The organism is Kitasatospora purpeofusca, assembly GCF_036010405.1.
GTDB classification, from domain to species: Bacteria; Actinomycetota; Actinomycetes; order Streptomycetales; family Streptomycetaceae; genus Kitasatospora; species Kitasatospora purpeofusca.
In genome coordinates this window covers 7,246,048-7,259,638 of record NZ_CP108561.1, presented here as the reverse complement: position 1 = coordinate 7,259,638, position 13,591 = coordinate 7,246,048, and the positions used below count along the sequence as shown (strand labels likewise).

Annotated in this window: 13 protein-coding genes; 5 read left to right on the top strand and 8 right to left on the bottom strand. The window is 72.8% G+C overall.

From position 1 onward, the window contains the following. Positions 1–412: 412 nt before the first annotated feature. From OG715_RS31855 to OG715_RS31840, 4 genes are all read right to left on the bottom strand, one after another. Positions 413–1,312 (bottom strand): alpha/beta fold hydrolase, encoded by a 900-nt coding sequence (locus tag OG715_RS31855; RefSeq protein WP_266273842.1) that lies wholly within the window; start codon positions 1,310–1,312, stop codon positions 413–415. Between the two features lie 64 nt (positions 1,313–1,376). Continuing rightward, a complete protein-coding gene (locus tag OG715_RS31850; RefSeq protein ID WP_266273843.1) occupies positions 1,377–2,510 on the bottom strand; it encodes an FAD-binding oxidoreductase in 1,134 nt (377 codons plus the stop codon). Positions 2,511–2,552: 42 nt separating this feature from the next. Continuing rightward, the gene (locus OG715_RS31845) at positions 2,553–4,040 is read right to left on the bottom strand and encodes a phytoene desaturase family protein (RefSeq protein ID WP_266273844.1); all 1,488 of its coding nucleotides are present in this window, start codon (positions 4,038–4,040) and stop codon (positions 2,553–2,555) included. After that, the gene (locus OG715_RS31840) at positions 4,037–4,471 is read right to left on the bottom strand and encodes a nuclear transport factor 2 family protein (RefSeq protein WP_266273845.1); all 435 of its coding nucleotides are present in this window, start codon (positions 4,469–4,471) and stop codon (positions 4,037–4,039) included. Before OG715_RS31840 ends, OG715_RS31845 begins: the two co-directional genes overlap by 4 nt. A 122-nt stretch (positions 4,472–4,593) precedes the next feature. On the opposite strand from OG715_RS31840, the gene OG715_RS31835 reads away from it, so the two are divergent. Then, entirely contained in the window at positions 4,594–5,160 is a 567-nt protein-coding gene (locus OG715_RS31835) for a PadR family transcriptional regulator (protein WP_266273846.1), read from the top strand. A gap of 88 nt (positions 5,161–5,248) precedes the next feature. Here OG715_RS31835 and OG715_RS31830 read toward each other — a convergent pair whose 3' ends face one another. Both OG715_RS31830 and OG715_RS31825 read right to left on the bottom strand, forming a co-directional pair. Continuing rightward, positions 5,249–5,914: an MFS transporter gene (locus OG715_RS31830; protein ID WP_266273847.1), complete on the bottom strand. Its 666-nt coding sequence runs from the start codon at positions 5,912–5,914 to the stop codon at positions 5,249–5,251. A 130-nt stretch (positions 5,915–6,044) separates the two neighbouring features. Beyond that, positions 6,045–6,431, bottom strand: a complete 387-nt coding sequence (locus OG715_RS31825; protein ID WP_266273848.1) for a winged helix-turn-helix transcriptional regulator — start codon at positions 6,429–6,431, stop codon at positions 6,045–6,047. Between the two features lie 53 nt (positions 6,432–6,484). Here OG715_RS31825 and OG715_RS31820 point away from each other — a divergent pair, with 53 nt between their 5' ends. After that, a complete protein-coding gene (locus tag OG715_RS31820; RefSeq protein ID WP_266273849.1) occupies positions 6,485–7,372 on the top strand; it encodes an NAD(P)-dependent oxidoreductase in 888 nt (295 codons plus the stop codon). 124 nt (positions 7,373–7,496) lie between these two features. Here the strand turns inward: OG715_RS31820 and OG715_RS31815 are convergent, their stop codons facing one another. After that, on the bottom strand, positions 7,497–8,288 hold the full coding sequence (locus OG715_RS31815) for a TetR/AcrR family transcriptional regulator (protein WP_266273850.1): 792 nt from the start codon (positions 8,286–8,288) through the stop codon (positions 7,497–7,499). A gap of 122 nt (positions 8,289–8,410) precedes the next feature. On the opposite strand from OG715_RS31815, the gene OG715_RS31810 reads away from it, so the two are divergent. After that, positions 8,411–9,628, top strand: a complete 1,218-nt coding sequence (locus OG715_RS31810) for an FAD-dependent monooxygenase (RefSeq protein WP_266273851.1) — start codon at positions 8,411–8,413, stop codon at positions 9,626–9,628. Positions 9,629–9,634: 6 nt separating this feature from the next. On the opposite strand, the gene OG715_RS31805 is transcribed toward OG715_RS31810, so the two are convergent. Continuing rightward, positions 9,635–10,069 carry a winged helix-turn-helix transcriptional regulator gene (locus OG715_RS31805; protein ID WP_266273852.1) on the bottom strand — a complete coding sequence of 145 codons (435 nt, stop codon included), beginning with the start codon at positions 10,067–10,069 and terminating at the stop codon, positions 9,635–9,637. Between the two features lie 173 nt (positions 10,070–10,242). Here OG715_RS31805 and OG715_RS31800 point away from each other — a divergent pair, with 173 nt between their 5' ends. Together OG715_RS31800 and OG715_RS31795 are read left to right on the top strand one after the other, a co-directional pair. Next, positions 10,243–11,679: an MFS transporter gene (locus OG715_RS31800; protein ID WP_266273853.1), complete on the top strand. Its 1,437-nt coding sequence runs from the start codon at positions 10,243–10,245 to the stop codon at positions 11,677–11,679. Positions 11,680–11,943: 264 nt separating this feature from the next. Then, the gene (locus tag OG715_RS31795) at positions 11,944–13,590 is read left to right on the top strand and encodes an ABC transporter substrate-binding protein (RefSeq protein WP_266273854.1); all 1,647 of its coding nucleotides are present in this window, start codon (positions 11,944–11,946) and stop codon (positions 13,588–13,590) included. Position 13,591: the final 1 nt, after the last annotated feature.

The following is a 13,591-nucleotide window of genomic DNA, read 5'->3' as shown; positions in this document are numbered from 1 at the left end:
AAGGAACGGACACTTCCTTCAGGCGGCTTTCACACCGGCCCTCCGGGCGCTTCGTTCTTTCGTGTTCCCAGCCTATCAGATGTCTTCCGCTCCGTTTTCCGGAGTTTCATTCGTCCGACTCGCCGGTGTCTTCTGCGGCTTGCGCCCCGTCCGACGTTCCAAACTGTAGCCGACCCCCGCTCCGAAAAGCGAATCCGGCCGCAATCCCCATTAATGGACACGCCAAATAAACCCGGAGCCGGGTGTCGTTGGTATTTCCAGAGGATTATTCGCCCCGGGACCGTCCGCGCGTTTGCGTGTCCGGTGCTCCCTGTCAAGCGACTAGAAAACACTACCCCTCCCCCGCGGACGGGGCAAGTCGCCGCTGGTGAGCCCTCTCCCCGGGCCGGTCCCCGGCCCGGGGAGAGGGCGGTCAGCGCGCCAGAAGGGAAGCGGCAGCGTCGGCGAAGGCCTCGGGGGTCTCCTGCGGGACGTTGTGGCCCACTCCCGGCAGGAGGCGGTGTTCGTACGGGCCGGTGAAGCAGTCCCGGTCGTCCGCCGCGCTCGGGCCGGCCACACCGTCGGCTCCGCTTTCGAGGACGACGGTGGGAACGGTGATCGGCGGCAGGGCGGCAATGAGGTCTTCGAGTCCCTGGTAGCGGGGGTCGCCCTCGGCCAGGCCGAAGCGGTGGCGGTAGGAGTGGATCACCACATCGACGAAGTCGGGGTTGTGCAGGCTCGCGCTGCTGGCCGCGAAGGCCGCGGTCGCGTCGGCCCAGGTCGGCGACCAGGAGCGCCAGAGCAGCTCGCACAGCTCGTCGCGGTTGCGTTCCAGGCCGAGACGGCCGCGCTCGGAGTGGAAGTAGTACTGGTACCAGTAGGTGCTCTCCCAGGCCGGGGCGGCGGGCTCTCCGGCGTGGGCGAGGTCCTGGACGTTGTAGCCGTCGACCGTGACCAGGCCGCGGACGCGCTCGGGGTGCAGCGCGGCGGTGATGCACGCGGCGCGGCCGCCCCAGTCGTAGCCCGCGAGGACGGCGCTCCCGATGTCCAGCGCGTCCATGAAGTCGACGAGGTCCTGGGCGAGCGCCGCCTGCTGTCCGGAGGGGGGCGTCGCGGCGTCCCGGAACCGGGTCGGTCCGAAGCCGCGCAGGTACGGTGCGAGCACGTGGGCGCCCCGGTCCGCGAGGCGTGCGGCCACATCGTCGAATGCCCTGACGTCGTAGGGGAAGCCGTGGAGGAGGACCACCGTCCCGGCGGCGCCGGGTTCGCCGGCGAACTCGTAGCCGATGTCCAGTACTTGGGTCGCAACCCGTCCTGATGATGAGAAGGCCATCGTGCGATCCTGGCACGGCCGAGCGTCGGTCTCCCTCGATTTTCCCGTCGTGCGCGGCGCTCTGTCAGAGGTCGAGTTCGGTGTCCGTGATCGGGTAGGCGACGCAGGAGTGGGTGTAGCCGAAGCGTTCGTCGGACAGGCGGAGGCGGGCCTCGGTGGCGGTGTGGACGTGGCCCTTGACCACCCGGATCCGGCAGAGGCCGCATTCGCCGGAGCGGCAGGCAGCCTCGGGGCGGATGCCGGCGTCCTCCAGGGCGTCGAGCAGGGGCCGGTCCCGGCGGGTGCGGAAGGTGCGGCCCCGGGCGGTGACGGCGACCTCGGTCGCCGGGTCGGTGCCGGTCGGCCAGTGGGGCTGGGCGGTGGGGTCGGCGGGGGCGCCGTTGGCCTCGAAGCGGATCCGGCGGCGGGGGTGGCCCAGCGCCGCGAGCTGTCGCAGGGCGTAGGGGTAGAGGGCCTGCGGTCCGCAGACGTAGACGGTGCGGCCGGCGAGCGGTCCGGCGAGGGCTTCGACCAGGGCGCCGGTGAGCAGGCCGGTGGGTCCGGTCCGGCCGGCGGGGGCGTGCTGGACGACGTGGTGGACGTGGATGCCGGGGTGGGTGGCGGCGAGGGCGTCGAGTTCGGTGCGGAAGACGATGTCCTCGGCGCTGCGGGAGCCGTACAGCAGGTGGAAGCGGCGGGACAGGCCCCGGTCGGCGATCTCGCGGACCATGCTCATCGCCGGGACGACGCCGGAGCCGCCGGCGAGGAAGACGACGTCCTCGCCGTGGAAGAGCGGGTTGTGGTGGAAGGTCCCGGTGGGGGCGGTGGTGGTGAGGGTGTCACCGGGCGCGAGGGTGTCGATCAGGTGGTTGCTGATCCGCCCGCCGGGCACCCGGCGCACGGTCAGGTCCCAGTGGTCGGTCCGGGCGGGGCTGGACGCGATGGCGTAGGGGCGGCTGGTGCCGTCGGCGAACACCCCGACGTACTGGCCGGCGAGGAAGGGCGGCAGGTCGCCGCCGTCGGGGCGGCGGAGCCGGAAGGTGCTGGTGCTGACGGTCTCGGTGACGACCTCGGCCACGGTGAGGCGCAGCCGCCGGGGGTGGTGGGCGTCGACGGCGGCGGTGCTCGCGGCGGGGTCGGTGGCGTGGCGCGGGCGGGCTTCGAGTTCGGCCCGCACCGCGTCGTGGTCGTCGAAGAGGGGGGCGATGGGGTGGCTCACGGGCGTTCTCCAACCTGGTGCGGGCGGGCAGAGGGGCCGGGCTCAGGCCGCGTCCCTGGCGCGGAGCAGGCGGCGGGCGACGCGGGCGCCGGCTTCGAGGGTGGGCTGGAAGCCGCCCGGTCCGGCCCAGGAGCCGGCCAGGTGCAGTCCGGGGACGTGGCTGCGGCGTTCGCTGTTGCGGAAGAGCCAGCCCTCGGTGCGGTCCTGGTCGTAGCCGTAGATCGCGCCGCCGGGGTGGCCGAGGTAGCGGGCCATGGTGAGCGGGGTGGCGACGTCGACCTCCTCGATCGCGTCGCGGATGCCGGGGGCGACCGCCTCGACCCGGTCGAGCAGGGTCTGCGCGTAGGCGAACTTGGTCCGGGCGTAGTCGGCGGGCGGGATCTTCGCCCAGTGGTCCCCGTACTGGAGGGTCATCAGGCTGACGTGGGTGGCGCCGGACGGGGCGAAGCCGATCGGGGCCACGTCGTAGGAGGTGACGCAGATGCCGCGGGCGGGTTCCAGGGTGCGGGTGGCGGCGTAGGTGCGCTCCTCGTCCTCGTCGGTGTGGACGAAGGTGGTGCTGGTGGTGAAGCCGAGTTCGGCGGGCGTGGCGGCGAGGCCCATGTGCAGGACGACGCCGGAGACGCCGGTCCGGCGGGTGGCGAGGTCCTCGCGGACGGCGGCGGGGACGGCGTGCTCGCCGAGCATGGCGTAGGTGACCGGGAGCGAGGCGTTGGAGACGACGTCGCGGGCGGTGACCTCCTCGCCGTCGTCGAGCCGGACGCCGGTCACCCGGCCGTGCTCGGTGAGCAGGGCGGTGGCGGCCGTGTTGAAGCGCACCTGTCCGCCGGCGCCGAGGAAGGAGTCGAGGATCGCGGTGGACAGCGCCTGGGATCCGCCCACGAGGTGCCAGGGCTTGTACTCCAGGTAGGCGTAGAGGGTGAGCGCGAGGTCCTGGAAGGCGAGCCGGGAGGGCGGCTGGCCGAGGTAGGTCCAGTAGGTGCCGAGCACCGACTTGGGGCCGGGGTCGTCGAAGAACTCGTCGAGGACGTCCTTGACCGGGCGCAGCCCGTACCGGAACAGGACCGGGTCGACCTGCTCGGGCGGCATGCCGCGGATGGCCGCGATCTGCCAGAAGGTGACGTCCCTGACGAGCTGGAGGAAGCGCTCGATCCGGTCGCGGTTGCCGGGGAAGGCGGCGGCCAGCGCGTCGGTGGTGCCCTGCCAGTCGGCGGGCAGGGTGACGTCGTAGCGGCCGGGGACGACGGCCCGGTAGAGGTCGTGCTCCTCGACGAACTCCAGCTTGTCGCTGACGCCGAGCCGGTCGAAGAGGCCGCGGAGGGTGAAGGGCTGGCCTTCGGCTCCGACGCCGGAGAGCTGGTGCAGGGCGACCTCGAACTCGAAGCGGCCCCGGCGGTAGGAGGTGGCGCAGCCGCCGGGCAGGTTGTGCCGCTCGACCAGCAGGGTGCGCAGGCCGGCGAGCTGGAGGCTGGTGGCGGCGGTGAGCCCGGCGTTGCCGGCGCCGATGACGACGGCGTCGAAGTCGCTCACCGCTCGGCCGCCCCGGCCGTGTCGGCCGCTCCGGCGGGGTCCGCCTCCGCCGCCTCGGCGGCGATCCGGTCGAACTCGGCGGCCATCGCGGCGGCGAGCGCCTGCGCGGCGGAGAGCGGGCGGACCATCACGGTGAGCTCGTCGATCCTCCCGTCCTCGTCGAGGTGGAGGAAGTCGCACCCCTGGAGCCGCTTGCCGCCCACGGTGGCGGTGAACACGAGGGCGTGGTCCCGTCCGTCGGGGTCGCCGATCTCGCGGACGTAGGCGAAGTCCTCGAAGACGCGCAGCACGCCGCGCAGGATCGCGCCGGTGATCGCCTTGCCGGGGTAGGGCTTGAACGCGACGGGGCTGGTGAACACGACGTTCTCGGCGAGCAGATCGATCATGGCCTGGGCGTCGCGGTCCTCGACCGCCTTGCGGAACGGGTGCATGGGAGGTCTCCGGTCCCTAGTCATCGAATTGAGTAGGTGTACCGGCGAGTATGGAGCTGGCGGGAGCGCACTGTCCATAGCCATTAGTCGCCTTGTTGACTAGTGGCTGCTAGCGTGACCGCATGGCTCTGCGGCACGCGGTGATGGCCGCCCTCCTGGAGGGCGAGGCCTCCGGCTACGACCTCTCCAAGGGCTTCGACGCCTCGGTGGCGAACTTCTGGATGGCCACCCCGCAGCAGCTCTACCGCGAGCTGGACCGGATGGAGGCCGCCGGCCTCATCTCGGCCCGGGTGGTCGAGCAGGAGCGGCGCCCGAACAAGCGCCTGTTCTCCCTCACCGAGGCCGGGCTCGCCGCCGTCCACGCCTACACTGCCGAGCACTCGAACAAGCCGACCACCATCCGCGACGAGCTGATGGTCAAGGTCCAGAGCGTCGACGCCGGTGACGCCGGCGCCGTGCGCGCCGCCGTGGCCGAACGCCTGGAGTGGGCCCGCGCCAAGCTCGCCCGCTACGAGCGTCTGCAGGCCAAGCTCCTCGACGGCCGCACCGAGGAGCAGCACCTCGCCGAGGCCGAGCGCGTCGGCCCCTACCTCACCCTGCTGCGCGGGATGGCGTTCGAACGCGAGAACATCCGCTGGTCCGAGACCGCCCTCCGGGTCCTCTCCGCCCGCACCGCCTTCCACGGCTGACCGCACCGCCCGCCCCCCGGCGGACCGGGAGACGGGAGCCGGGGGACGGGCGGTGGGGACGGGCGGTGGGGACGGGTGCGGACAGCGGTCAGGACGCTTCGCCCAGGCGCAGGCCGGGGGCACGGCGGCGCGGGACGCGGACGCCGGCGGAGGGTGCGGGGTGCCGGGCGGGGCCGGGGATCAGGGCGGTCAGGCGGTTGGGCATCACGACCGCCCCCCACTCCTCCAGCAGCGCCAGCGCCTGGCGCTCGCCGAGCCGGTGCCCGTTCTGCTGGTGGATGGTCAGCGCGCGGCGGGCGAAGTCGTGGGCCGAGGCGCCGCGGGCGCTCTGGGTCCGGGCCAGGATCAGCAGGCTGTCGGCCTCGCACAGCCGGAAGCCGTAGGTCTCCGCCAGTCGCAGCGCCTGGAGGGCGCAGTCGCGGGCGGGGCCGATCGGCAGCAGCGCGATGGCCGCGGCCCGCCCGATGTCGGCCGCCACCATCACCCGCCTGCGGTCCCACCGGTCGAGCAACGCACCCGCCGGGAGCCCGAACAGGAGGAACGGCAGGGTCTCCAGCGCCGATATGAGACCGAGTTGTCCCGTCGACGCCGAAAGGGTCGTCAGAGCGAGCACGGGGACGACGAAGAACGTGATCTGGGTGCCGAACTGGCTGACGGTGTGCGCCGACCACATGGCCCGGAAGTTGCGCTGCCGCCATACGCCCACCGGCCGAGCGGTGACAACGGTCGGGGCGGGTTCGGAGTCGACGTTCACGGTTCCTCGTTCCTGATCGGTGGTCGCGGCCGTCTGCCGACGCAGTAGCCACCTTTTTGTGCGTACTGGGCAACGGCGTGCGGCGCGACGAGACTTGGTACCCGGAGCACGGAAGGGAGAGGGCAGCGGATCAGGAGGCCGACGACTCGACCTGTCCGGTCCGTCCGGCCCGTTCGGCCTGTTCGGCCGCCAGGCGGTCGAGGCGCTCGTGGCCCAGGTCGGAGACCGGGCCGAGGGCGACGGAGAGCCGCCGGCCGAAGTCGGTCAGGGAGTAGACCGTCTTCAGCGGAAGGACGTCGTGCACCTCGCGGTGCACCAGGCCGTCGGACTCCATCTCGCGCAGGGCCTGGGTGAGGACCTTCTCGCTGAGGCCGGGAAGGCGCCGGCGGATCTCGGCCGGGCGCTGCGGGCCTGCCTCCAGCAGCCAGAGCAGGGACGTCTTCCACTTGCCGTCGATCACGGCGACGACGGCGGTCACCCCGCACACGTCCAGCTTCACGGCCTGACCGCGCGTCATGTCTTCCCCCCGGGCTCATTGTTGTCCACCACCATGTCTACAGGAGATGAAGTATGCCCACCAACCACCCCCGCCCCACCGTCACCGTGCTCGGCCTCGGACCGATGGGACGCGCCCTGGCCGGAGCCTTCGTGGACGCCGGCGTCCGCACCACGGTCTGGAACCGCACCCCGGGCCGGGACGCGGAACTGGTCGCCCGGGGCGCGGTGAGCGCGGCCACGGCCGGAGAGGCCGCGGCCGCGAGCGCGCTGACGGTCGTCTGCGTGGTGAACTACGACGCCTCGGACGCCGTTCTGCGCCGTGCGGAGGTCGAGGCCGCGCTCAAGGGCCGGGCGGTGGTCAACCTGACCGCCGACTCGCCGGACCGGGCCCGGTCCACGGCCGCGTGGGCGGCGGAGCACGGCGTCGAGTACCTGGACGGCGCCGTCATGACGCCGGCCCCGAGCATCGGCACACCGGCGGCCGTCTTCCTCCACAGCGGGCCGGCCGAGCTCTACGAGCGGTACGCGCCGGTGCTGGCGCTGCTCGGCGGCACCCACACGCACCTCGGCGAGGAGATCGGCCGGGCGGCCGGCTTCGACCTCGCGCTGCTGGACATCTTCTGGACCGCGATGGCCGGGTACGTGCACGCCCTGGCGCTGGCCGGGGCGGAGGGGATCAGCGGGCGGGAGCTGGCACCGTTCGCCCAGGGGATCGGCGCGATCCTGCCCCCGCTGTTCACGGAGTTCGCCGAGGACTTCGACAGCGGCAGCTACTCGGGCGCGGTCAACCCGCTCACCTCGGCGGTCTCCAGCATGGCCCACGTCGTGCACACCGCGGAGTCGCACGGCATCGAGTCCGGGGTGATGCGCGCGGCCGAGGGCCTGGTCCGCCGGACCGTCGCCCTCGGCCACGGCGCGGACGGGGTGAGCCGCCTCGCCGAGGTGCTGGGCCGCCGCTGAGCCCGGCGCGCCCCGGCGCACCCCCGCCCCCTCCGGCGCGGTCACCGACCGGCGCTCCGGTGGCACCGGCCCCGGCCGACAGGCCGCTTGAGGGCCCTCTCGGGACCGCTTCCACCCGTGCGAACTACACCCCCGGCCGAACTCCTCCCGGCCCCGGCCGGCCGGCTCCTTCGGCGTCGCCCCCGGGGAGGCCGAACTCGGCGCGATCGGCGTCGACGAGGTCGTCGAGGAGTGCGGCGGTGGCGGCGGCGATGGCGGGGAGTGTGCCGTCGGCGGGGGCGGCGCCGGTGGGGGCGAGTCCGGTTTCGAAGGCGCGCCGGACAGTGCGGGCGAGGAGGTCGGCCCGCTGCCCGGTGTCGAGCGCGGTGGGCCCGGCGCGCAGGAAGCCCTCGAACGTGGCCTGGTAGGCGTACGCGATCTCGCCGAGGTCCAGGTCGTCGCGCAGGAGGCCGTGTGCGGCGAGGAGTTCGAGGTGGCGGTACGCCGTCGCGCCGTGCCGTTCGTCGCGTCCGGTGTCAGGGGCGTCGGTGAGCCTGCCGAGCAGATCCGGGTCGTTCAGCAGGAAGCCCCGCAGCAGCGGTCGGTCGTCGACGGCCAGGAAGTACGTCCGCGCGAACCGGTGCAGCAGGCAGTTCTCCGGGTCGCGGCGCAGGGCGCGGCGCAGTTCGTCGACGGCGGCGAGGATCTCGCGGGCGAAGACCGCGCCGAACAGTTGCTCGCGGGTCTTCCAGTGCAGGTAGACGGTGCCCTTGCCGATGGCGGCCCCGGCGGCCACGTCGTCGATGGACACGTGGCGGTAGCCGCGGCGGGTCAGCAGGTCGGCGGCGGTGTCGAGGATCCGGGTGGCGCGGGCGGCGCGCTGCTGCGGGTCGCGAAGGCGTCCGGGTTGCCCGGTTCGCCCGTCAGGCAGGGTCATGAGCCCCAGCATATGACCGGATTCGAGATTCGGTCACCATCCGGTTGACCAACTTTCAGAAATGGTCATATCGTCATGGACGGCTCGGGCGGCCCGGGTCGGCAGTTGCGAGGGGAGCTCCCATGAACACCCGCACCACCGGCCCGACGGTCCTGATCTCCGGCGCCGGCGTCGCCGGGACGACGCTCGCGTACTGGCTGGCGCGGCACGGATTCCGGCCCACGATCGTCGAGCTCGCGACCGGTCTGCGGTCCAGCGGCAACCCGGTGGACGTCCGCGGCCCCGCGGTGGAGGTCGCCGAGCGCATGGGGGTGCTGCCGCGACTGCGCGACGCGGCCACCGAGGTCACCGCGCTCAGCTTCGTCAACACCGCCGGCCGCCCGGTCGGCCGCATCAACATGCTTGCCCTGCAACGGGCTTCGCGCAGCGGCGAGGTCGAGCTGACGCGCACGGACCTGGCCCGGATCCTCTTCGAGGCGAGCCGGGACTCCACCGAGATCCTGTTCGGCGACACGGCCACCGCGTTCCACCAGGACGCGGGCGGTGTCGACGTCACGTTCGCGCACTCGGCGCCGCGCCGGTTCGACCTCGTGATCGGCGCGGACGGCCTGCACTCGACGACACGCCGCCTGGCGTTCGGGCCGGAAGCCGGGTTCGTGCGCCACATGGGCCTGTACATCGCGACCGTGCCGCTCGACGGACCTGCCGACAGCCGCACCGACGTGGTCATCCACAACGCGCCCGGCCGGATGGCCGCCCTGCACCCCGTCCACGACCGCGCGGTCGCGGCGTTCGTCTTCCGCCACCCCGGCGTCACCGACTTCGACCCCCGCGACACCGAGCAGCACAGGCGCGTACTCGCCGGCTCCTACACCGGCGGCGGCTGGCGCGTCCCCGAACTCCTCGACCGCGCCCTGACCGCCGAGGACCTGTGGCTCGACTCGGTGAGCCGGGTGCGCATCGCTTCCTGGGCCGACGGCCGCATCGCCCTGCTGGGCGACGCCGCGTCCTCGGTCTCACTGTTCGGCGACGGCTCGACCCTCGCCATGGCCGGCGCGCACACCCTCGCCGAGGAACTCGCCGCCACCCCCGCCGACCACCGCGCCGCGTTCGCCCGCTACGAGGCGAAGCACCGCGAGCTCGTCGACCCCCGCCAGAACAACGTCGGCGCGGCCGCGGCCCTCATGGTCCCCGCCACCCGCGCGGCCATCGCCGCCCGCAACGCCGCGACCCGCCTGTGGCCCGCGGTCGCCGCCGGGGCCTGGCTCCGCGACCGCGCCAGGCCGCGCCCCGCCCACCGGGCACCGGCCCCGCCGCGGGTGGACACGGACCGGGCCTGAGGGGGTTCAGAGGTCCCCGGTGGCCGCCGCCTCCTGCTCACGGTCGTAGGAGTCGCGCGAGCGGGCGATGGCGTCGCGGTGGCGCTCCGCCCAGGCGGTGAGGCCCTTGAGGGAGGCGTAGAGCTCGTCGGCCATCTCGGTGCCGCGGTACTCCACCTTGGGCGGCACGGTCGCGTAGACGGTGCGCCGGATCAGTCCGTCGCGTTCGAGGTTCCGCAGCGTGAGGGTGAGCATACGGCGGCTGATTCCGGGTACGGACCGTTCGAGTTCGGTGAAGCGGACCGGGCCGTGGCTGAGGTTGAGCAGGATCCCGATCGCCCACTTGCCGCTGATCCGGTTGAGCGCCTCCAGGACGGTGCACGCCTCGCGGACGGGGGCCGGGTCGTCGAGGCCACCGGCCTCATCGAGGTCGTCGATCACATCGCTGTTCCCCAGGAACATGAAAGTGCCTCCTTACGGTGGGACTTGATGGTCACACAGGATGGTCGCTGTAACAAGAAGTGCCCTCAGGGAGCGCGGGCGCCACCGGGCGCCCCTCCCCGGCCATTCCCCGAAGGACTCCTCCGATGACCACGCATGCCCCGCCGTCCCTCCAGCCTTCCAGGTCACGCTGGTTGGCACTGGGGGTCCTCTGCACCGGCAACCTGATGATCATCCTCGACGGTTCGATCGTGACCGTCGCCCTCCCGACCATCCAGACCGACCTCGACTTCACCCAGTCCGGTCTGGCCTGGGTGGTCAACGCCTACCTGATCGCGTTCGCCGGGCTGCTGCTGCTCTCCGGCCGGCTGGGCGACCTGCTGGGCGGCCGACGCGTCTTCAGCGCGGGCCTGGGCCTGTTCACGGCGGCCTCGCCGGCCTGCGGCCTGTCCTCCTCCTCGACGGCGCTGGTGGTGTTCCGGTTCGTCCAGGGGGTCGGCGGGGCGCTCGCCTCGGCCGTCGTCCTGGGCATGATCATCACCCTGTTCCCCGACGCCGGCGAGCGCGCCAAGGCACTGGCGGCGTACGCGTTCGTCTCCGCGGCCGGCGCCTCGCTGGGCCTGATCCTGGGCGGCGTGCTGACGCAGAGCTTCAGCTGGCCCTGGGTGTTCTACGTCAACGTGCCGATCGGCCTGGTGGCGCTCGTGCTGACGCAGAGCGTGGTGCCCGGCGGGAAGGGAGCGGGGCTGCGCGAGGGCGCCGACCTGGTCGGTTCGGTGCTCGCCACCGGCGGTCTGATGCTGCTGGTCTACACGATCATCAAGGCCGAGGAGTACACCTGGGGCGACGGCCGCACGCTGGGCCTGCTGGCCGGCTCGCTGGCGCTGCTGGCCGGCTTCGTGGTCCGCCAGGCGTACGCGGCCAAGCCGCTGCTGCCGCTGCACATCTTCCGCTCCCGGGCGGTCTCCGGCGCCAACGGCATCATGGTCCTGATGGTCGCCGGCCTGTTCGGCTACCAGTTCTGCACCGCGCTGTACTTCCAGAACGTCCTGGGCTACGACGCGCTGAAGACCGGGCTCGCCTTCCTGCCCGCACCGGTCACCATCGCGATCGTCGCGCTGGGCTTCGCGGTCAAGCTGAACCAGAAGTTCGGGCCCCGCCGGGTGCTGGTCGTCGGCCTGCTGCTGGTGGCCGCGGCGCTCGCGCTGCTGGCCCGGGTGCCGAGCGACGGAAGCTTCCTCCTCGACATCGTGCCGCCGTTCGTGCTGCTCGGCCTCGGCTTCGGCGCGGCCATGCCCGCACTGATCGGCCAGGCCATGTCGGTCACCTCGCCCAACGACGCCGGCATCGCCTCCGGCCTGGTGAACACCACCCAGCAGGTCGGCGCCTCGATCGGCACCGCCGTGCTCGCCACGGTGGCCGCCTCCCGCACCGCGACGCTGCTCGGCGAGGGCGACAGCAAGGTGGCGGCGCTCACCGGCGGCTTCCACCTCTCCTACGGGCTCAGCGCCGTGTTCGTGGCGATCGGCGTCCTGGTGGCCGCCTTCGTCCTGCGCAGCCCCTCGGCCGTCGCCGAGAACGCCCCCGGACCGGACCTCAAGTCTGCGGACACCCCCGTGCCGCAGATCTGACGGTCCCGGTGCGGCCGTTCCGGAGGGCTCCCCGGAACGGCCGCACCACCCTGACCGGGCGCACCCGCGAGCGTCCGGCAGCCAAACCCGCGGGCCCCGGAAGAGGGCCCGCATAGGGGGACGGTCAGGGGGTTCGGATCCGGACGGAGCCAGCAGACTCGTCGCATCGTCCGTGGCCGGGGCCGTCAGCGCCTCCCCCTCGGGGTGGGCGGGCCTCGCGCCGCCCACCGTTCCGCCGTCTCGCGCAGGATCGAGAAAGAACCCATGTACACCAGACGCCGTTTCCTCCGTTTCCCGGTCACCCTGACCGCCGCCGCCGTCATCGGCCCCGCCGTCCTCACGGCCTGCTCGGACTCCTCCGCCCCGCCCTCCGCGAAGAAGGGCGGCGGCACCCTGCGCTACGGCGCCGCCGTCGAACCCGACAGCTGGGACCCGCACGCCGCGTCCACCGCCGTCACCGGACGGCTGCTGCGCCCGGTGCTGGAGTCGCTGGTCTCGGTCGCCCCGGACGGGACCGTCAAGCCGTGGCTGGCCGATTCGTGGACGGTCTCGCCCGACGGCCTCACCTACACCTTCACCCTGCGGGCGGGCGTGACCTTCAGCGACGGCACCCCGTTCGACGCGGCGGCGGTGAAGGCGAACTTCGACCACGTCACGGCGGCGAAGACGGCGTCCAAGCGGGCGGCCGGCCTGCTCGGCCCCTACAAGGAGACCGAGGTGGTCGACCCGCGCACGGTGGCCGTCCACCTGACCGCCCCCCACTCCTCGTTCCTCAGCTCGACGGGGAGCACCTTCCTCGGCTTCCACTCGCCCGTCGCCCTGCGCGACCACAGCGGCGACCTCTCCTCCGGCGGCGCGTTCGTCGTCGGCACCGGCCCGTTCACCTTCGAGTCGGTGACGCCCGGCCAGCAGGCGGTGTTCAAGCGCCGGCCCGACTACAACTGGGCCCCGTCGACCGCCGCCCACCAGGGGCAGGCGAAGCTGGAGAGCATCGTCGTCCTGCTGCTGAAGGAGGACGCCTCCCGGGTAGGCGCCCTGACGTCGGGCCAGGTCGACGCCGCCGAGCTGATACCCGCCAACCGGCTGGCCGGCCTGCGCGGCCAGAACGGCGTCCAGGTGGTCCGCAAGGCGGTCCCCGGCGTCCCCTACACCTACTACCTCAACACCGCCCGCGCGCCGTTCGACGACCCGCGCACCCGGCAGGCCGTCCGGCACGCCATCGACTTCGCCGGGATCGTCAAGGGCATCTTCCAGGGCGAGTACGAGCAGGCCTGGGGGCCGCTGGCGCCCTCCACCCCCGGCGCCGAGCCGTCGTTCGCCAAGCCGGCCTGGGAGTACAGCAAGGAGAAGGCGGAGAAGCTGCTCGACGAGGCCGGCTGGACCGGGAAGGACGGCGAGGGCTACCGCACCAAGGACGGCAAGCGCCTCACCGCCGAGCAGCCGTACGTGCAGACCTTCGTCTCGGCCCAGAACCACACCTTCGACGTGGGCGTGCAGGACGCGCTGAAGCAGGTCGGCATCGAGCTGAAGCTGGTGCCGCTGGACTCCGCGGGCTCCATCGGGCGCACCGGCAAGGGCGACTACGACGTGTTCGCCTTCGCCTGGCAGGGCTCCGACCCGAGCCTGCTGGGCAACCTCTACCACTCCAAGTCCCAGTTCGGGGGCGGCGGGGCGAACGGCAGCCGGGTCAAGGACGCCGAGATCGACGGCTGGCTGGACCAGGCCGAGGCGACCGTGGACGCTGCACAGCGCGCCGAGCTGTACCGCAAGGTCCAGCGGAAGATCGTCGAGCAGGCGTACTCCTTCCCCGCCTACATCGCCACCATGGACGTCGCCCGGCACGGCAAGGTCGACGGGCTGGTCCTGGACGTCGACGCCAACACGGACTTCTACGGCATCGAGGTGGCCTGAG